This is a genomic window from Halomonas ramblicola (assembly GCF_030409215.1).
GTDB classification, from domain to species: domain Bacteria; phylum Pseudomonadota; class Gammaproteobacteria; order Pseudomonadales; family Halomonadaceae; genus Halomonas; species Halomonas ramblicola.
Genome location: NZ_JAUFPL010000034.1, coordinates 134,230 through 152,795, shown reverse-complemented (window position 1 = coordinate 152,795; position 18,566 = coordinate 134,230). Strand labels below are relative to the sequence as shown.

15 protein-coding genes and 1 tRNA gene are annotated in these 18,566 nt (G+C 58.6%); 13 read left to right on the top strand and 3 right to left on the bottom strand.

The window, feature by feature from the left end; translation table 11 throughout:
* Window positions 1–119: 119 nt before the first annotated feature.
* Window positions 120–950, bottom strand: coding sequence for a class I SAM-dependent methyltransferase (locus tag QWY80_RS17715; protein WP_290234566.1), 831 nt, complete (start codon window positions 948–950; stop codon window positions 120–122).
* Window positions 951–1,087: 137 nt separating this feature from the next.
* Entirely contained in the window at window positions 1,088–1,483 is a 396-nt protein-coding gene (locus QWY80_RS17710; protein WP_290234564.1) for a hypothetical protein, read from the bottom strand.
* A gap of 157 nt (window positions 1,484–1,640) precedes the next feature.
* On the opposite strand from QWY80_RS17710, the gene QWY80_RS17705 reads away from it, so the two are divergent.
* The 12 genes from QWY80_RS17705 (at window position 1,641) to QWY80_RS17650 (ending at window position 17,489) form a co-directional block, all read left to right on the top strand.
* Window positions 1,641–1,717, top strand: a tRNA-Ile gene (locus QWY80_RS17705).
* Between the two features lie 334 nt (window positions 1,718–2,051).
* Window positions 2,052–2,249: a hypothetical protein gene (locus QWY80_RS17700; RefSeq protein ID WP_290234562.1), complete on the top strand. Its 198-nt coding sequence runs from the start codon at window positions 2,052–2,054 to the stop codon at window positions 2,247–2,249.
* A gap of 93 nt (window positions 2,250–2,342) precedes the next feature.
* Complete coding sequence (locus QWY80_RS17695) at window positions 2,343–4,322, top strand: type I restriction-modification system subunit M (RefSeq protein WP_290234560.1); 1,980 nt, start codon at window positions 2,343–2,345, stop codon at window positions 4,320–4,322.
* 181 nt (window positions 4,323–4,503) lie between these two features.
* Window positions 4,504–5,886 carry a restriction endonuclease subunit S gene (locus QWY80_RS17690; RefSeq protein ID WP_290234559.1) on the top strand — a complete coding sequence of 461 codons (1,383 nt, stop codon included), beginning with the start codon at window positions 4,504–4,506 and terminating at the stop codon, window positions 5,884–5,886.
* Window positions 5,883–6,815: a GIY-YIG nuclease family protein gene (locus QWY80_RS17685; RefSeq protein ID WP_290234556.1), complete on the top strand. Its 933-nt coding sequence runs from the start codon at window positions 5,883–5,885 to the stop codon at window positions 6,813–6,815. The genes QWY80_RS17690 and QWY80_RS17685 overlap by 4 nt, the downstream gene beginning before the upstream one ends.
* Window positions 6,816–6,834: 19 nt before the next feature.
* Window positions 6,835–7,575 carry a DUF3800 domain-containing protein gene (locus tag QWY80_RS17680; protein ID WP_290234553.1) on the top strand — a complete coding sequence of 247 codons (741 nt, stop codon included), beginning with the start codon at window positions 6,835–6,837 and terminating at the stop codon, window positions 7,573–7,575.
* Window positions 7,576–7,802: 227 nt separating this feature from the next.
* Window positions 7,803–11,009, top strand: a complete 3,207-nt coding sequence (locus QWY80_RS17675) for a type I restriction endonuclease subunit R (protein ID WP_290234550.1) — start codon at window positions 7,803–7,805, stop codon at window positions 11,007–11,009.
* Between the two features lie 126 nt (window positions 11,010–11,135).
* A complete protein-coding gene (locus QWY80_RS17670) occupies window positions 11,136–13,883 on the top strand; it encodes a TrlF family AAA-like ATPase (protein WP_290234547.1) in 2,748 nt (915 codons plus the stop codon).
* A gap of 721 nt (window positions 13,884–14,604) precedes the next feature.
* Entirely contained in the window at window positions 14,605–14,973 is a 369-nt protein-coding gene (tnpA, locus tag QWY80_RS17665; RefSeq protein ID WP_290234544.1) for an IS66-like element accessory protein TnpA, read from the top strand.
* The gene (gene tnpB / locus QWY80_RS17660; protein WP_290234541.1) at window positions 14,970–15,305 is read left to right on the top strand and encodes an IS66 family insertion sequence element accessory protein TnpB; all 336 of its coding nucleotides are present in this window, start codon (window positions 14,970–14,972) and stop codon (window positions 15,303–15,305) included. The genes tnpA and tnpB overlap by 4 nt, the downstream gene beginning before the upstream one ends.
* Window positions 15,306–15,396: 91 nt before the next feature.
* Window positions 15,397–16,947: an IS66 family transposase gene (gene tnpC, locus QWY80_RS17655; protein ID WP_290234539.1), complete on the top strand. Its 1,551-nt coding sequence runs from the start codon at window positions 15,397–15,399 to the stop codon at window positions 16,945–16,947.
* Between the two features lie 215 nt (window positions 16,948–17,162).
* Entirely contained in the window at window positions 17,163–17,489 is a 327-nt protein-coding gene (locus QWY80_RS17650) for a rhodanese-like domain-containing protein (RefSeq protein ID WP_290234535.1), read from the top strand.
* A gap of 209 nt (window positions 17,490–17,698) precedes the next feature.
* Here the strand turns inward: QWY80_RS17650 and QWY80_RS17645 are convergent, their stop codons facing one another.
* Complete coding sequence (locus tag QWY80_RS17645) at window positions 17,699–17,887, bottom strand: hypothetical protein (protein ID WP_290234531.1); 189 nt, start codon at window positions 17,885–17,887, stop codon at window positions 17,699–17,701.
* 345 nt (window positions 17,888–18,232) lie between these two features.
* Here QWY80_RS17645 and QWY80_RS17640 point away from each other — a divergent pair, with 345 nt between their 5' ends.
* Window positions 18,233–18,490: a hypothetical protein gene (locus QWY80_RS17640; protein ID WP_290234529.1), complete on the top strand. Its 258-nt coding sequence runs from the start codon at window positions 18,233–18,235 to the stop codon at window positions 18,488–18,490.
* Window positions 18,491–18,566: the final 76 nt, after the last annotated feature.

The following is an 18,566-nucleotide window of genomic DNA, read 5'->3' as shown; positions in this document are numbered from 1 at the left end:
GGCGGGCAGCCTGCGGCAGGGGACTCATAATCCCTGGCCACGGGGGAGAGCCCTGCGGATCGCGCCTGTCAGTGGCGGATCGGCAGGGCGCCGAGATCGGCTCGTCGGCCGTGGAGTCGCTACTCCTTCGTCGCGATGACCTGGATCAGGGCGATCCGCCCCTCCTCGAGATTCTGCCGCTGGTTCTGAACCATGGCCGGGAAGTCCGCTCCCATCAGCAGATGGTAGCCGAGTGGCGGGGGGCCTTGCTGGCGCAACTTTTCCGCGAGTGCGGTAAACCAGGCCAGTGCGGCCTCCGTGGTGTCTGACCAGTCGGTGATCCGGAAACCGGCTTCGTCGAGAATCCGACGCAACTCATCGGGGGCCACCAGAAAGCTGATATCAGGGGTGCGCGCCCAAGGAACCGGATACACGACCGACGCCGAGGAACCCATCAGGATGTCATGGAGCGCCAGGGTGCCGCCGGGCTTGAGTACCCGGAACATTTCGCTGTAGAGGCGAGCCTTGTCAGGAATATTCATCGCTGCGTGCTCGGACCACACCACATCGAAGCTGGCATCGGCAAAGGGCAGGTCCAGCGCATCCCCCTGACGGTAGCCGACCCGTTCCGATAGCCCGGTTCGCTTGGTGAGTTCCTCGGCCACTCGGCAGTATTCATCAGTGAGGTCGATGCCAAGGACGCGGCACCCGAACCGTTCCGCCAGGCAGCGCGAGGTGCCGCCCAGGCCGCTGCCCACATCGAGCACGGACTGCGTGGCATCCAGCCCCGCCGCATTGGCCAACTCGAGCGTGGCTTCACGCCCGCGGATATGGAATTCGTCGACTGGGGCCAGGTCTTCGGGGATCAGGCGGGTGATGTCCTTACCCGTCTTTTCGAGTGCCGCGAGGATGTGATCGTCGAGCCTGGGGGTCGTGTAGTGTCGCTGGATACTCTCATTCACTGGGTTCATCAGGAGTCCTCCTTCCGGCCAGGCGTAGGGTCCCAGCCTCATCTCTGGACTCCCTGTGTTGAGCCAGGTGCCCCGCGGTCGGAGTGTTCGCACCATTGAAGTGTAGCAAGCGGCCGCGCCGTGCAGGCCTGGCCCCATCAGCGGCGGATCAGCAGGGCGTCGAGGCTGACCGGCACCTCGTCGCCGATCCGCTCGTAGCCGAGCAGCAGGAGCACCGAACGCAGGGTGGGGTCGGCCATCAGCGCCTGACCGTCGAGTGCCACCCGCTCGGCGTTGGCGATCCTCACCCGGCCCGTGGCCTCCTTGGTGAAGCGCACCGCCAGCGGCTCCTCCCGCATCTTGTTGCCGGACTGCACCCGCAGCCGCAGCGTCTCCACCAGCGACTCGCCCACGGCGAGGCGCTCCAGGCGTTCCTCCACCACCCTGACCGACACCCGCGAGCGCTCCGGGTCCAGCTCCCAGCCGGTTAGGGCCGGCGGGGCGAGCAGCAGGGCGGCAAGCAAGGCGTTGAGGAAAAGGAGGCGCAGGGTCACCGGTCGGGCTCCGCAAGGCATGGACCTAAGGGAGACCGCACCGGCGGACGGAAGTGCCCTGCCCGGGTGGATCGCCCCGGAATGGCTCGCCGGCTATGGCCTCGACCGTCGCCATTCGCTATCATACTGCGGCGCCTCGGCGCACCTTCCTCTGAAAGGGCCTATAGCTCAGTTGGTTAGAGCAGGGGACTCATAATCCCTTGGTCGCTGGTTCGAGTCCAGCTGGGCCCACCACTCATGGCAATCGATAGATCGCTGCATCATTGTTCTTCCATGACCTAGCATTCGTCAGGAGTCAGCGATCAAGGCACCTGTGAGGGCAGGTGTCACAAGGACATGGTGATGACCCTTAAAGAACATGCAGCTACTTGCTGGATCGTTGCCGGTCCTAATGGGGTTTCCCACGAAGCCTACATAATTTACTGAATTTATATGCGCCGCTTGTCAGTCGGACGCGCTGTTTCATGAATGACGGGGATACACCTGAACCCGTATTCGAGCAGCAAGGGGCTAGTCGAATGGTTTTAAACCATTCGTTGTTTGAAGTACTGATCAAGGAGGTGAGTCCATGACTCAGCTTTCCCCGGATACCCAGGAACTGCTGGACTGCCTGCGTGCTACCGCTACCGAGACCCTCGAACGCAAGCGTCGTCTTGGCCACTACGCCGTGGTATGGCGGGATGGCAGGCCCGTGCTGATAGGGGAAGACGCGCCAGATTCACCCTATCGCCAGCTCACCGACGAGCCGCCGCAGGGAGAGCACTGACCCGGCGCGTTCTACGCCCTTCGTGGCCGCTCCCTCGCTGTGTATGATGGGCGCCATCCATCACCATCAGTACCAAGAACGCGGGGAAGCATCGTGAACACGGAGAGTCACTCTCAGCTGGCGGCCTTCATCTGGTCCGTGGCGGATCTGCTGCGCGGCGATTTCAAGCAGTCCCAGTACGGCCGCATCATCCTGCCCTTCACCCTGCTGCGGCGCCTGGAGTGCGTGCTGGAGCCGACCAAGGCCGAGGTGCTCCGCGAAGCCCAGACCCACCAGGCCAAGCCCGAGGCGGTGCGCGAGAAGCTGCTGCTACGTGCGGTGGAGCAGCCCTTCTTTAACGCCTCGCCGCTGACCCTGGGCACGCTCTCCGACACCCAGACCGCCGACGACCTGATGAGCTACGTGCAGTCGTTCAGCCAGGACGCCCGGGAGATCTTCGAGCACTTCGAGTTCGAGGGCTTCGTCCAGCAGCTCGGGGCCAGCAACCTGCTCTACCAGGTGGTGCAGCGCTTCGCCGCCATCGACATGAGCCCGCAGCGGCTGACCAATTACGGCATGGGCCTGGTGTTCGAGGAGCTGATCCGCAAGTTCGCCGAGAGCTCCAACGAGACGGCGGGGGAGCACTTCACCCCGCGCGACATCGTCCACCTGACCACCTCGCTGGTGCTCACCGGCCAGGACGACAAGCTGCGCCCCCACGGCATCGTCACCGTCTACGACCCCACCGCGGGCACCGGCGGCTTCCTCTCCGAGAGTGACGAGTACATCCAACAGGTCAGCCGCGACGTCACCGTCTCGCTGCACGGCCAGGAGCTCAACCCCGAGTCCTATGCCATCTGCAAGGCCGACATGCTGATCAAGGGCCAGGGCGTGGACCAGGTGAAGCTCGGCAACACCCTCTCCGACGACCAGCTCCCCGCCGAGCGCTTCGACTTCATGCTCTCCAATCCGCCGTTCGGGGTGGAGTGGAAGAAGGTCCAGAAGCCGATCACCGACGAGCACAAGCAGAAGGGCTACGAGGGCCGCTTCGGCCCCGGCCTGCCGCGGGTCTCCGACGGCTCGCTGCTGTTCCTGATGCACCTGGTGAGCAAGATGCGCTCCCGCCAGGACGGCGGCTCGCGCATCGGCATCATCCTCAACGGCTCGCCGCTGTTTACCGGCGGCGCCGGCAGCGGCGAGTCGGAGATCCGCCGCTACCTGCTGCAGCACGACCTGGTGGAGGCCATCGTCGGCCTGCCCACCGACCTGTTCTACAACACCGGCATCGCCACTTACGTGTGGATCCTCTCCAACCACAAGCCCGCCGAGCGCCGCGGCCAGGTGCAGCTGATCAACGCCACCGGCCGTGCCTCCAAGATGCGCAAGTCGCTGGGCAGCAAGCGCCAGTTCGTCGCCGACCGCGACATCGAGGAGATCGTGCGCCTCTACGGCGCCTTCCAGGAGAGCGAGGAGAGCAAGCGCTTCCCGGTGGAGGCCTTCGGCTACCGCCGCATCACCGTGGAGCGCCCGCTGCGCCTCAACTTCCAGGCCAGCCCAGAGCGCCTGGCCAAGCTCGATGACGAGAAGCCCATCCAGAAGCTCGAGGAGGCCGAGCGCGAGGCAATCAAGGCCGCCTGCGCCACTCTGGACCCGGAGCAGCTCTGGACCAACCGCGACGCCTTCACCAAGGCGCTAAAGGCCGCGATCAAGGCGGCAGGGCTGAAGGTCGGCGCCCCGGTGCAGAAGGCCATTCTCAACGCCCTCTCCGAGCGCGACCCCGAGGCGGACATCTGCCTGGACAAGAAGGGCAATCCCGAGCCCGACACCGGCCTGCGCGATAACGAGAACGTGCCGCTGGACGAGTCGGTGTTCGACTACTTCGAGCGCGAGGTGAAGCCCCACGTCCCCGACGCCTGGATTGACGAGGACAAGCGCGACCCGCTGGATGGTCGTATCGGTATCGTGGGCTTCGAGATCCCCTTCAACCGGCACTTCTACCAGTTCACGCCGCCGCGCCCGCTGGAGGAGATCGACGCCGACCTCAAGGCCTGCACAGATCGGATCAAGCAGATGATCGAGGAGCTGTCGGCATGAGGAGCTATAGCCATTTAGGGCGGGTGTTGACGGTCAGTCTACGTCACTCCAGCATGGTGGTCGACACACCCGCCATGCCTCTCCCTGAAGCACACTTTGGCGGGTTTTTTGTGTCCGGTGGTTGGCTTGTCGAATCCTCCCATCGAGAGTTGATGGCAAATGCAAGGGAAGGAGTGAGGGCATGAGCTTCCCGAAATACCCCGAATACAAGGACTCCGGCGTCGAGTGGTTGGGCGAGGTGCCGGCGCATTGGGAGGTGACGCCAGTAAGAGCTTTCGTTGAAGAAAGGACTTCAAAGAACGCTAGTGGTGATGAGGAAAATTATTTATCGCTAATGTCTAATGTTGGTGTTATCCCATATGCAGAAAAAGGTGATGTCGGAAATAAAAAGCCAGACGACCTCTCAAAATGCAAAAAAGTAGATATTGGTGACCTAGTCATCAATAGTATGAACTATGGTATTGGTTCGTATGGCCTTTCTGGACTCAAGGGGGTGTGTAGTCCTGTTTATATTGTCCTGCGACCTGTGGAGGAGAAGGTTCTTCCACGTTATGCGCTAAGAATATTTGAGAACAAAGAATTCCAGAAACTGGCCCAGTCTTTCGGTCAAGGAATTCTGGCGCATCGATCTTCCATTGGTTGGGGTGACTTGAAAAACATTAAGGTCCCGATGCCAGGAACTACCGAGCAAGCCCAGCTCTCTGCCTTCCTAGACCACGAAACCGCCCGCATCGACGCCTTGGTGGAAGAGCAGCAGCGACTGATCGAACTCCTCGAGGAGAAGCGCCAGGCTGTGATTTCCCATGCCGTGACCAAGGGGCTGGATCCCGATGTGCCGATGACGGACTCCGGGATGGAGTGGCTGGGGGAAGTGCCAGCGCATTGGAAGATCCTGCCTTTATCTCGTACCCTTGAAGCGATTGAGCAAGGCTGGAGTCCAAATGCCTCAAACACTCCTGCCGCGCCTAATGAGTGGGGGGTGGTTAAACTAAGCTCAATTAAAAAAGGCAGCTTTAAGGAAGACGAAAATAAAGCTCTCCTTCCTGGGGCTGACCCTGACCCTTCTCTAGAGATTAAAAATGGCGATCTTTTGGTTACACGCGCTAATACACCAGAGCTGGTTGGTGACGCCTGTATTGCAAAAAAACGACACCAATCTCGCTTGATACTATCTGACCTAGTTTATCGCTTAACCCTCAGAGAATCGGCCAAAACCAGATTCGTCTGCTGGTTTCTAATAAGCGACTTTGGACGCTCACAAATAGCAGCTGATGCTCGTGGATCAAGCATGTCAATGGCCAAAGTGTCTCAATCTCATATTAGAAGCTGGCTACTACCTCTCCCGCCTGCCACTGAGCAACAGGAGATTGCTGATTATGTTTCCAAGGAACTTGGTGACATAAATCAGCTTGTTCAGGCAAGCGAAGAGGCACTTAAACTTCTCAGTGAACGCCGTTCTGCGCTGATTTCCGCCGCCGTCACCGGCAAGATCGACGTGCGTGGCTGGCAGCCGCCTGCAGGCTCATCGGTCACCGCTGACAGCACACAAACGGAGATGGTATGACGCAAGGCCGCAGCATCCGGCTCTTTCTGGTGGACGGTACCCCCAATGGCTTGCTGACCGCCGAGATCATGAACTGGACCGGCCACGTGCTCACCGGGCCACGCAGCAAGCTCAGCGAGCTGGTCCAGCGCCCTGAGTGCGGGCGTACCGGGATCTACTTCCTGGTCGGCCCGGACCCTGACAACAGCCTGCGCCCGCTGGTCTATATCGGCGAGAGCGACGACGTCAGCACCCGCCTCAAGCAACATAATCGTCCGGAGGACAAGGGCGGCAAGGACTTCTGGGAGAAGGTCTGCCTGGTCACCAGCAAGGACCAGAATCTCACCAAGGCCCACGTGAAGTACCTGGAGAGCCTGCTGATCCAGAACGCCGGCCATGTCGGCCGCTGCAAGCTGATCAACGGCACCGCCCACGAGTACATCAACCTGCCCGAGTCTGACCGCGCCGATATGGCGTTCTTCGTCGAGCAGATCCGCACGGTATTGCCCGTGCTGGGCTTCGGTTTCTTGAGAGAGACACACCGGCCGAGCCAGCCTGAGAAGGCGAGTGTGAAAGCCAGTCTCAGCACGGCGCCCCGTTTTCGCATGGAAATCAAGCGAGACAACATCACTGCCCTTGCGCAAGAAGTCGATGGCGAGTTCGTCGTGCTGGAAGGCTCCCAGGCGCGATTCGAGTGGACGGATCACAAGCACAACTACCGAACCCTGTTCAAGCAACTCTGTGATGAGGACATTCTTGTCGACAACGGGGACGGGAATCGTCGCTTTGCCACGGACTACGCCTTTGGCAGCCCCAGTCCGGCTGCGGCCATGGTAGCAGGTCGAGCGGCAAACGGTCGTAAGGACTGGAAGGTCGAGGGAAGTGGTCAGACTTACAGTGAGTGGCAGGATCAGCAAGTCAGTATTGCGGTAAACGAAGTAAGCGAATAAGAAGGGCGGGAGCGCAGGGATGGGTGATTTTGGAGAGTATATTGTCTATGTGGATGAAAGCGGGGATCATGGTCTAAGGAACATCAACCCTGATTTTCCAGTGTTCGTGCTTGCCTTTTGCATTATTCATAAGCAAGACTATCTCACCCAAGTTGTGCCCAAGGTGCAGGAGCTGAAGTTTCGTTATTTTGGTCATGACATGATCGTTCTCCATGAGGCTGAGATACGCAAGGCAAGAAAGCCATTTGATATCTTGCTTAATTCGAATGTCAGGCATCATTTTATGAATGATCTTTCGGCTATTATAGAGAGCTCTCCGTTTACCTTGGTGGCCAGCTGTATAATGAAAGAAGCCTTTTCAAAGAGGCATGGGGTGGATGGAAATCCTTATCATGTTGCAATGGAATTTGGGTTGGAGCGGGTGTTCATGGAGCTGAAAAGCCGTGGGCAGCGCGGGCAGCTAACTCATGTTGTATTTGAGCAGAGAGGGCTGCAAGAAGATCAGGCTCTTGAGCTAGAATTCCGCCGTATCAAGGACCGATCTCGGATGGAAGGACTGGAAGATACCTTGGACATCGTCATGGCCAGCAAGAAAGTGAATTCGGCGGGCCTGCAGCTGGCCGACATGGTGGCACGCCCCATAGGTCGCCACCTGCTGAACCCGGACCAACCAAATCGCGCTTTCGAGATCCTAGAAGCCAAATTCCGGCGCAGCCGCACCGGCCAGGTTCGGGGCTGGGGGTTGAAGGTATACCCCTGATAGCAAAAGGCCCCGACGCATTCGCCGAGGCCCCTTGCCGATCGGGCATTCCCAATCCATAGTCATATGATAGGCAGTCAGGCCGATCATGGCAACCAAAGCGGTTCACCCGGTTAACAACACCCCCCACGCCTCTCATGGAAGCGCACCTTGGGGGGTTACTTTTTGTATCGCCTGCTAGGCCGGGGTAGGCTAGGGAAAATAAAGACTGATTCGCAGGGGATCATATGGCGGACAGCAGGGAAGCCCGCTTCCAGCAGGACATCATCGAGGCCATGACGGCCCATGGCTGGAAGGCCGGTACGGCCGACGGCTATGACCGCGCCGCGGCGCTCTACACCGAGGACCTGCTCGGCTACGTGCGCGAGGCTTGGCCCGAGCGCTGGGAGAAGTTCTGCAAGGCCAATCCCCAGGCGCCGGAGCAGGTTTTCGTGCAGAAGGTGGTCCGCGAGCTGGAGCGCGCTGGCACCCTGGAGGTGCTGCGCCACGGCTTCAAGGTGCCGGGCGTGAAGTTCGACCTGTGCAGCTTCCAGCCCGACCACGGCATGAACCCGGACTCGCTGGCCCGCTATCGCGCCAACCGCCTGCGGGTGGTACCGGAGGTTTCCTACTCGCCCCATGCCCGCGAGAAGGGCCAGGGCGGCGAGAGCTACAATCCCCGCCTCGACCTGGTGCTGTTCGTCAACGGCATCCCCACCGCGACCCTGGAACTGAAGAGCCAGTTCAAGCAGACGGTGGAGAACGCCAAGCGCCAGTATCGCCAGGACCGCCCGATCAAGGATCCCGTCACCCGCAAGTCCGAGCCACTGTTGACCTTCAAGCGCGGCGCACTGGTGCACTTCGCGGTGAGCCAGACCGAGGTGGCGATGACCACCAAGCTGGCTGGCAAGGACACCTACTTCCTGCCCTTCAACCGCGGCACGGAGGAGGGTGGCGCCGGCAACCCGCCCGCACCGGACAAGGCCAGCTACGCCACCGCCTACCTGTGGGAAGAGGTGTTCGCCCCGGACGCCTGGCTGAAGGTCCTCGGCCGCTTCCTGCACCTGGAGAAGACGACCACCGAGGACTTCCATGGCCGTCGCACCACCAAGGAGACGCTGATCTTCCCGCGCTATCACCAGTGGGAGGTGGTCAACCGCCTGGTGCAGGCCACCCTGGCCGAGGGGCCGGGGCGGCGCTACCTGGTGCAGCACAGCGCCGGTTCCGGCAAATCCAACTCCATTGCCTGGTGCGCCCATCAGCTGGCCAACCTCTACGCCGAGGACGGCACCAAGCTGTTCAACTCGGTGATCGTGGTCACCGACCGCACGGTGCTCGACAGCCAGCTGCAGGAGACCATCTACCAGTTCGAGCACGCCCACGGCGTGGTGCGGCCCATCACCCGCGATATCGGCAGCCAGAGCAAGTCGGAGCAGCTCGCCGAGGCCCTGGCCAGCAATACCCGCATCATCATCGTCACCATCCAGACCTTCCCGGCGCTGTTCGACGCCCTGGACAAGCGCCCCCAGCTGGCCGAAGGCCACTACGCGGTGATCGCCGACGAGGCCCACTCCTCCCAGACCGGCAGCTCGGCCAGCAAGCTCAAGGCCCTGCTGGCGGCTGCCGGAGAGGCCTCAGAGGACGATAGCGACGAGATCAGCGCCGAGGCCATGCTGGACGCCGCCGTGGCCTCACGGCGCCCCAGCGAGCGCATCAGCTACTACGCCTTCACCGCCACGCCCAAGGCCAAGACCCTGGAGCTGTTCGGCCGCCCGCCGGATCCGGAGCAGCCCGCAAGCCGGGACAACAAGCCCGAGCCGTTCCATCTCTACTCCATGCGCCAGGCCATCGAGGAGGGTTTCATCCTCGATGTGCTGCGCAATTACGTCACCTACGGCACCGCCTGGAAGCTCGCCCACCCCGAGGGCGAAGACCAGGAGGTGGACTCCAAGAAGGCCTCGCGGACCCTGGCCAAGTGGGTGCGGCTGCACCCCTACAACATCGCCCAGCGGGTGGAGGTGATCGTCGAGCACTACCGCGACAACGTCCGTCATCTGCTCGACGGCCAGGCCAAGGCCATGGTGGTCACCGCCAGCCGCCAGGAGGCGGTGCGCTACCAGCTGGCCATGCGGCGGTACATCGAGGCGCAGGGCTACGCCGATGTTCACCCCATGGTGGCCTTCTCCGGCAGCGTGCCGCCCGATGAGGAGATCCCCGAGGAGGTCACCGAGACCAGCCAGTTGCTCAACCCCGGGCTCAAGGGCCGCGATCTGGCCGAGGCGTTCGACACCGACGACTACAACGTGATGATCGCCGCCAACAAGTTCCAGACCGGCTTCGACCAGCCCAAGCTCTGCGCCATGTACGTCGACAAGAAGCTGCGTGATGTGGACTGCGTGCAGACCCTCTCGCGGCTCAACCGGCTGTTCCCCGGCAAGCAGACCTTCATCCTCGACTTCTACAACGACGAGCAGGCGATCCTCGACGCCTTCGCGCCCTACTACCGCAAGGCCGAGCTGGCCGATGTCTCCGACCCCAATGTCGTCTACGACCTGCAGCGCGGCCTGGACGCCAGCGGCATCTACCACTGGCCGGAGGTGGCGGCCTTCGCCAAGGCCTTCTTCGATCCCAAGGCCCCGGCCTCCAGCCTCAGCTACCACTGCCGTCCCGCCCAGGACCGCTTCAAGCAGCGCTACCAGCTGGCCCTGGAGCAGCTCCAGGTCTGGAAGGAGGCCCGCCAGGCCGCCGAACAGAATGGCGACGACAAGGGGTTGAAGCGTGCCGAGCAGGAGCTCAAGGAGGCCGGCACCACCCGCGACGAGCTCGACCTGTTCCGCAAGAACCTGCAGAGCTTCGTGCGCACCTACGAGTTCCTCAGCCAGATCGTCACCTTCGATGACCCCGAGCTGGAGCAGCTGTGCGTCTTTGCCCGCCATCTCCATCCGCTGCTGCGCACCGACCGCCTGCTGGAGGAGGAGATCATCGACGTCAGCGAGTTGGAGCTGACCCATTACCGCCTGACCAAGCGTGAGGAGAAGCGCCTGCGCCTGGAAGAAGCCGAGGGCGATTACGGCCTCACGCCGGTCAGCGAGGTGGGCTCAGGCAAGCCCCATGATCCCGAGAAGCAGCGCCTGGCCGAGATCATCGAGCGCCTGAATGAAATTTTCGGTTCTGAGGTGACCGACGACTATAAACTTAAATATGCCAATGATGTTGCTGACCGTATCGAACGAGATGGAGAAGTAATGGCCCAAGTCGTCGGCCACAGTACAGGCCAGGTAATGTATGGCCTGTTTCCTAAGCGACTAACAGATATCGTGCTCGACTCCTTAAGCGACCACGAGAAGCTCAGCATGCCGCTGCTGGAGGACGAGGAGACGAGGAGGCAGTTCGGGCTGTTGATCCTGAAGCTACTGGAAGGGAGGACCGGGGGAGGTGTGCAAACAGATACGTGATTTTCATCTCATAGCAATGAGGGTCTGCACCCGATTATTCTGCGATTATTCTGTATTCTGAGTTTTAAGAATAAAGAATATAGGTACATGTGTTTGAGTTGCATGGTAATTTGAGAAGGAGGCATTATGCAGGTAGTTGGGGCTAAATGGTGGAAGTTTGATTTCCACACGCACACACCAGCATCTTTTGATTACGGGAAAGGTAATGAAGCTTTAAGGAGTAGCATAACCCCTAGAGATTGGCTTATGGAGTTCGTCAATAAAGGGGTCGAATGTGTAGCTGTAACAGATCATAACACTGGGAAGTGGGTAGACCCTTTAAAAGAAGAGGCCGAAAAACTTCGGGAAGAAGGTTTTAATATTTTTGTGTTTCCCGGCGTGGAGATATCAGCCAACAATAATATCCACGTTCTAGGTATATTTGACACAGATAAAGACTCGTCACACATTTTTAGTGTTCTTGGGAGCGTTAGGTTTAACCCTGATTACCATGGGTCTACAGACGCTGTTGCGTCTAGCAGTCTAGAGCAGGTTGCACAGATCATTAAAGAGATGGATGGAGTGGTAATACCTGCCCATATTGATTGTGCTGCCGGATTATGTGTTGTCGCAAAAGGGTTCACGCTGCCGCAAGCGATACAGCATGTAAACGCCGTAGAAGTTATTCGTAATGACAGTCAGCGTGATCCTAATAATGATCCCATAAGAAGTTTTCGTGAGCTTGGCTCTGGGCTTTCAGAAGTGCTGGGTTCTGATTCCCATGCCCCTGACCGGGTAGGAGAAGGTTACACTTGGGTGAAGATGTCATCGCCATCCTTAGAGGGACTAAGGCTTTCACTTCATGATGGGAAAGGGTCTGTTCTAAGAGGAGATGAGCATCCAGAAGACCCGAATAACATTCCAGAGAACTTTATCTCTAGCGTTACTGTTGAAAACAGTAAGTATTGTGGGAGAGCAAAGCCCCATGTGATAAATTTCCACCCATGGATGAATTCGATAATAGGAGGTCGAGGGAGTGGTAAGTCTTCAATGTTGGAGTTTTTACGGATTGGCACTGGTCGCTCCTTTGAAATTATGTCCCTTGAAGACGGCAATGAGATAAAAAGTGCGTTTTCAAGGTTTGCGCAAATTTCGAAAGGTAAAGATGCAAGTGGTGTCCTTTTAGACGATACAACAATTTCAGTTAATTACACAAAAGGAGGGCAGTATTACAAGCTTGCGTGGAGGAATAATGAGATCGATATATTTAGATATGATGATCTGACTCAAGACTGGGATAAAGAAGAAGGAGATGTTGCTGAGCGCTTCCCGATTAGAATATTTAGCCAAAAACAAATATTTGATATTTCCAGAAGCCCTAATACTCTTCTTACTTTGATAGATGAAAGTGACAGTGTGAGGAAGGGGGATTTAGAGCGAGAGATTGCAAGAGAACGCAGTGAGTTTTTTTCTCTAAGACTTCGGCAAAGAGAATTCTTTTCTCGGATAGGGCAGAAGAGTGTTTTTTCAGGAAGGTTATCAGATATAAATAGAAAAATATCGTTCATTGAGTCATCTGGTCACAAGAAGATATTGGAGCAAGTTCAAAGAGCAAATAAAGATTCTAAGAAAGTTGATTCTTTTTTAAATGAAGTGGAGGGGTTGGTTGGTTATTTAAAGGCGCAAGTTGAGAATGTGGCAGCCCCTAAGGTCGATCTAAACGATGATCCTGAGAGAAGTGAGTATCAAGAGAAAGCAAATAACTTGTCACTTGAGATTGATAATGCTATTGAGAGTATTAGGTCATGGGTAAGTTATGCAGAAGGAAAAGCTTTCGAATTTAAGCAATGGTCAGACTCAAGCCCTCTGAAATCCAGTATTGAGAAAGGGTTTAGTGACTATCAAGCGTTAGTGGCCTCCCTCCAAGAGCAAGGGGTTCAGGACTTAAATGAATATCAGGATCTAGTTAATAAGCGTGAGGAGACACAAAGGGAACTTGCCAACATCAAAGCGCTAGAAGTTGAAAATGAAGAGCTGAATGAGAAGATAGGAACATCTTATCAAAGGTTGATTGGGTTAAGGAAGGAGTTGACAAAGAGGAGGTTGAAGTTCATTGATGATAATCTTCAAGGGGATTCGAGCATAAAAGTGTCGTTAAATCCACTTTTGGATACGACTATGCTAGAGTCTTCCTTTAGAGAAGTGATTGGAAGAAAAGATGGTGCTTTCTCTTCAGATATTTATAATGAGGAAAGTGAGGGTGGTATTTTGTGGGCGCTAAATTCTCGACTTATGGGCTGCCTGCTGATAGATCAAATGGAAAGCTCATTTAGTGAGGTTCATAAATTCAAAGGGGAGGTTTTGAATCAGGAGCTCCAAGGGATAAGTGGTGCTGGGGTTTCTAAGAGATTTCATGACCTTTTATGCAATCTGACTGCAGAGCAAATCGATAGTTTGAACTGCTGGTTTCCTGAGGATGAGCTTAAAGTGTCATTCTCAGTAGATGGGAGGAAATTTAAAGATATAGCTCAAGGCTCTGCTGGACAAAGGTCAGCTACTGTCTTAACTTTTTTGTTGTCTTTCGGGGAAGAACCTCTTGTTCTTGATCAGCCAGAAGACGATCTAGATAATAAGCTTATATATGATCTTGTTGTTAAGAAAGTGAAGAAAAATAAGTCGAGTAGACAAGTTATAGTGGTTACCCATAACCCCAACATAGTTGTTAATGGTGATTCTGAACTTGTGATATGTTTGCATGAAGCTGGAGGGCAAATAAACCTCCAGTCTTCGGGAAGCTTGCAGGAAGCAGCTGTAAGAAAGTCTGTTTGTGACATCATGGAAGGTGGAAGATCTGCGCTGGAGCAAAGGTATAGAAGAATTGTGAATTTGAGCTAGAAAATAAGATAAATGAGTGTTATTGATTCTCGATGCCTTATATAAGTGGGCTAAATTCTAAGGTTGTGTGACCATAAGGTGTCTATGGACATGGTGCCTTATGGCACGCAATGAATGGCTCTTGATGGGTAAGTGTTTGATTCGTTGCGTGTTGACAATATCTAGAATTAATTAGAGATGGCTCATAATCCCTTAGCGGAAAGTGTCAACAAACAATGCGTCAACTGAGGTGGCCAGGATGGGTGGGTAATGGCAAGTTTGGCGCTTTCAACTTTCTGTTTTTACTAGGTAAAGGCATGCGTTGGCATGCTTCCTCTCGCCTTCAAAATCCGCGGGGAAAATGTCCAGATTGTGTCCATGAGTAAGGCATTAATTGGCCACCAACGACAGGTGAAGTGGTGCGCAAGACACTGAAATAAAAAGGCTTGGCTCCCATAGATATCTATTAGGCAATGCTCATAATCCCTTGGTCGCTGGTTCGAGTCCAGCTGGTCCTACCACGAATCAATACCTTACGTTCCCTTTCAGCCTTCCTCGCCCGCTTCCTCGGGGGCGACGTGTCGCCCTGGGGGGGCTTCGCCACGGCCGCGGCCGCCCCGCCGCACCGATCCCCTCTGCAGCCCGGTGCACCAGGATTGTATCCGGCCGGTGAACACACCTTCCGCTGAGCCCCGACTTCGATGACGGTAGGTGTCCACCTATTTCTTAGTGGACACCTACCATGAGTGAGTTAAGCGTATGGGAGGCGCCTCGAAAGCGTCGCCGCTTTACAGCCGAGTTCAAGGCCAGGATCGTAGAAGCGTGCCAACAACCCGGTACCTCAGTGGCCGGCATCGCATTGGAACATGCCCTGAACGCCAATCTGGTCCATAAGTGGATCCGTGAGGCTCGGCGGTCGGCGCCGGTAAGTGATACCCCGGCGTTTGTTCCAGTGCCGATGGCAAGCACCGCCACACCAGCGGTGGGCCAGCATCGGGAAGCCGAACGTATTCGCCTTTCACTGCCGAGTCCCAAAGGCACGGTGACCATCGAATGGCCGGTGTCCGATGCGCAGGGCTGTCGGGCGCTGCTGCGGGATCTGCTGTCGTGATCCGTATCGACGAGATCTGGCTGGCCACCGAGCCGTTGGACATGCGCGCCGGCCCCGACACGGCGCTGGCCCGGGTGGTGAAGGTATTCGGTACCGCGCGGCCGCACTGCGCCTATCTGTTCGCCAACCGGCGCGGCAATCGCATGAAAGTGCTGATCCACGATGGCCTGGGGGTCTGGCTCTGTGCGCGCCGGCTCAATCAAGGCAAGTTCCATTGGGCCGGCAACTGGCACGGCAATCGGGTCGAGCTCTCTGCCGAGCAGGCCAGCGCCCTGGTCCAGGGCCTGCCCTGGCAGCGTCTCGGCGTCGGCGGCGTGATCTCGGTGGTCTGACACCTCCTCCATGAACGGCACAGACGCGACGGCCAGGCTATTCGCTGATGCGCTAATCCCGCTCCCACCGGAGAGCTGGCATAATCGCCGGATGAACATGCCGCCCGATCTGTCCCAGCTCTCCCCCGATCAGCTCCGCCACCTGGCGGCAACGCTGATGACGCAGGTCGAGCAGCAGGAACAGGCACTGGCGCAGAGCCAGAAAACGCTGCGGCATACCGAGCAGGTCAACCAGAAGCTGACCTATGAACTGGCGTTGCTCAAGCGTCACGCCTTCGGCAAGCGCAGCGAACAGCTCAACGTCCTGCAGATCAGCCTGCTGGACGAGGCGGTGGATGCCGACATCGCCGCCATCGAGGCCGAGCTGGAGGCGCTGAACCTCACCCCCGCCGCACCGGCGGTGAAGAAGACCCCCAAGCGCGCCCCGCTACCCAAGGATCTGCTGCGCATCGAGATCCGCCACGACCCGGAGAGCGAGCACTGCCCGTGCGGCTGCCAGCGGCGACGGATCGGCGAGGAGATCAGCGAGAAGCTCGACTACACGCCGGGCGTGTTCCACGTCGAGCGTCATATCCGTGGCAAGTGGGTCTGCGACCCGTGTGAGACGTTGACCCAGGCGCCGATGCCGGCGCAGATCATCGACAAGGGCATCCCCACCGCCGGCCTGCTGGCCCAGGTGCTGATCGCCAAGTATGCCGATCATCTGCCGCTCTATCGCCAGGAGCAGATCTTCGCCCGGGCCGGTGTACCGATCCCGCGCACGACCCTGGCCGAGTGGGTCGGCATCTGCGGGGTGCGGCTCCAACCGCTGATCGATGCCTTACGTGACTTGCTGCTCAGCGAGCCAGCGCTGCATGCCGACGAGACCCCGGTACCGATGCTCGCCCCGGGCAAGAAGAAGACCCATCGCGCCTACCTCTGGGCCTACGCCACCACGCCCTATGCCGGGTTGAAGGCGGTGGTCTACGACTTCAGCGAAGGGCGCGGCGGCCAGCATGCCCGCGACTTCCTCGGCGACTGGCAGGGCAAGCTGATCTGCGACGACTACGGCGGCTACAAGCAGAGCTTTGCCAACGGCGTCACCGAAGTGGGCTGCATGGCCCACGCCCGGCGCAAGTTCGTCGACCTGCACGTGGCCGGCAAGAGCCAGATCGCCGAGCAGGCCATCGAGCTCATCGGCCAGCTCTACCAGGTGGAGCGCGAGGCCCAATCATTAACGGCGGAAGAACGCCAGCAGCTACGTAATACCCAGGCGAGGCCCATCGCCGACGCGCTGTACCGCTGGATGCTGGCTCATCGGGAGAAGGTGCCAAACGGCTCGGCGACGGCCAAGGCACTGGATTACAGCCTGAAACGCTGGGCGGCGCTGACGCGCTACCTGGATGACGGCGGGCTGCCGATCGACAACAACCGGGTCGAGAACCTGATTCGCCCCTGGGCATTGGGACGCAGCAACTGGCTGTTCGCCGGGTCACTGCGCAGCGGACAGCGTGCCGCCAACATCATGAGCCTGATTCAGTGCGCCAAGCTGAACGGCCACGAACCCTACGCCTACCTGAAGGACGTGCTGGAGCGACTGCCGACCCAGAAGGCCAGCCAGATCCACGAACTCCTGCCTCAGAACTGGCAGCACACCGACTGATCACTGACAAGCGGTGATCAGCGGGCGCTTACCCAGGATTGGCCGACGCGGCGAATGCAGGAACGGGCAGGCTCGGGCCAGGAACCTGGCCGGCTGTAGCCTGTCACAATGGGTAGAAGGCTATATAAGCCTTTGAAAAATAATGGCTTGCTTTCTACGCTGAGGGCTGGCCACCCACCGCAATCGCCGAATCCGCTACGGCAGAGGAGGTGTGCATGAGAGCGATCACTCGCGACGACCTCAAGGTGATGAACGAGACCGAGCATGAGGATTTCGTGCTCATCAACGTGCTGCCACGGGACGCCTTCGACAAGCAGCACATCCGCACGTCGATCAATATTCCCGTCAAGGACGAGGCTTTCGTCGACAAGGTGGCCGACGTCGTCGGCAGCAAGGACCGCAAGGTCGTGGTCTATTGCGCCAGCTTCGATTGTGACGCCTCTCCCAAGGCGGCCAGGAAGCTGGAGGAGGCCGGCTTCACCCAGGTGTACGACTACGAGGGCGGCACCCAGGACTGGTTCGAGAAGCGCGACGCGGCCTGACCGGTCGACATGGCGATAGAGGTGACGGGCGGCTCATGCGAGCCGCCCGTTTCATGTCGTCCCGAGCCACGGCCTGGGGTCGCCGAGCGGCTGGATGCCGCGGCGTTACGCCTCGTCCGGGGCGCAGCGGTCCGGCAGGTTCTCGTTCTCGTCGTTGCCCGCCATGCCGAAAGTGAGGCGAGGCGGGTCGCAGTAGCTCCGCGCGCCGATCACCGCGCCTCGGGACGAGCCGTGGCCTGGCGATGTACACCAGAGGGGGACGAGCGGCCGGAGAGGATGGCGTCGTTGCGCAGCTCCGGGCGCACGATGTCGTCCTGGGTCAGGTCGAGCGCCGCGAGGCGAGCGCGGGAGGCGGCGGTGGGGCCTTGGCCGTGAATGGGTCGGGTGCGGTAGGTCATGGTCGTCTCCAGGTCCCCTGTGGTGCTTGGTTCGGCAAGCGCCGACCCAGGGGAGTGGAGCCGTGCGCCGCTTTAGCTGCATTTGTATGCCGCCCGCAAGTTGGTGCTTAAATCGGCGGCGCCCCGAGAGGGCCAGGCAACAAAAAACCCGCTTTGCGTGTGCTAAAGCGGGCCTCCGGCGTCGCTTTAGCGGAATTTGTAGAGCGCCCGCAAGCTGAGGTTCAAATCGGCGCTGGTTCCCACGCTATGGCGGCGGGGCGGTGATGTCAAGCTCCCGAGGGTTGTCTCCTGTATCATGCGAGCAATACGCAGGGATCAATATCCATGAGTTCCAAGGAGGAGACGATGAGACGCCTACATTGGTTGGGGAGTGCCTCCCTGCTATGCCTGCTGCTGAGCGGCTGTGCGGTTTACGCCGAGGGCTACGGCGGGAGCTATCGCTACGATTCCCATGACTCGGTGGTGCCCGAGGGTCACCTACCGCCGCCCGGTGAGTGCCGCATCTGGTACCCGGATCGCCCCGCCGGTCACCAGCCGCCTCCCGGCGACTGCCGCGAGCTGCGCCATCAGGTCCCGCCCGGCGCCCGGCTGATCCGCGGCTAACCCTCCGCGAACGCCTCCCCGGCCAGCGCCACCAAGTTGTGCAGGTTGCATTCAGCACTCGATGGCGTTGACGGCG

Bases quoted from the DNA above. Each gene is read 5' to 3' on its own strand.
- QWY80_RS17715 (WP_290234566.1), bottom strand. From the start codon at position 950: ATGAACCCAGTGAATGAGAGTATCCAGCGACACTACACGACCCCCAGG.
- QWY80_RS17700 (WP_290234562.1), top strand. From the start codon at position 2,052: ATGACTCAGCTTTCCCCGGATACCCAGGAACTGCTGGACTGCCTGCGT.
- QWY80_RS17690 (WP_290234559.1), top strand. From the start codon at position 4,504: ATGAGCTTCCCGAAATACCCCGAATACAAGGACTCCGGCGTCGAGTGG.
- QWY80_RS17685 (WP_290234556.1), top strand. From the start codon at position 5,883: ATGACGCAAGGCCGCAGCATCCGGCTCTTTCTGGTGGACGGTACCCCC.
- QWY80_RS17680 (WP_290234553.1), top strand. From the start codon at position 6,835: ATGGGTGATTTTGGAGAGTATATTGTCTATGTGGATGAAAGCGGGGAT.
- QWY80_RS17675 (WP_290234550.1), top strand. From the start codon at position 7,803: ATGGCGGACAGCAGGGAAGCCCGCTTCCAGCAGGACATCATCGAGGCC.
- QWY80_RS17670 (WP_290234547.1), top strand. From the start codon at position 11,136: ATGCAGGTAGTTGGGGCTAAATGGTGGAAGTTTGATTTCCACACGCAC.
- tnpA (WP_290234544.1), top strand. From the start codon at position 14,605: ATGAGTGAGTTAAGCGTATGGGAGGCGCCTCGAAAGCGTCGCCGCTTT.
- tnpC (WP_290234539.1), top strand. From the start codon at position 15,397: ATGAACATGCCGCCCGATCTGTCCCAGCTCTCCCCCGATCAGCTCCGC.
- QWY80_RS17650 (WP_290234535.1), top strand. From the start codon at position 17,163: ATGAGAGCGATCACTCGCGACGACCTCAAGGTGATGAACGAGACCGAG.
- QWY80_RS17645 (WP_290234531.1), bottom strand. From the start codon at position 17,887: ATGACCTACCGCACCCGACCCATTCACGGCCAAGGCCCCACCGCCGCC.
- QWY80_RS17640 (WP_290234529.1), top strand. From the start codon at position 18,233: ATGAGACGCCTACATTGGTTGGGGAGTGCCTCCCTGCTATGCCTGCTG.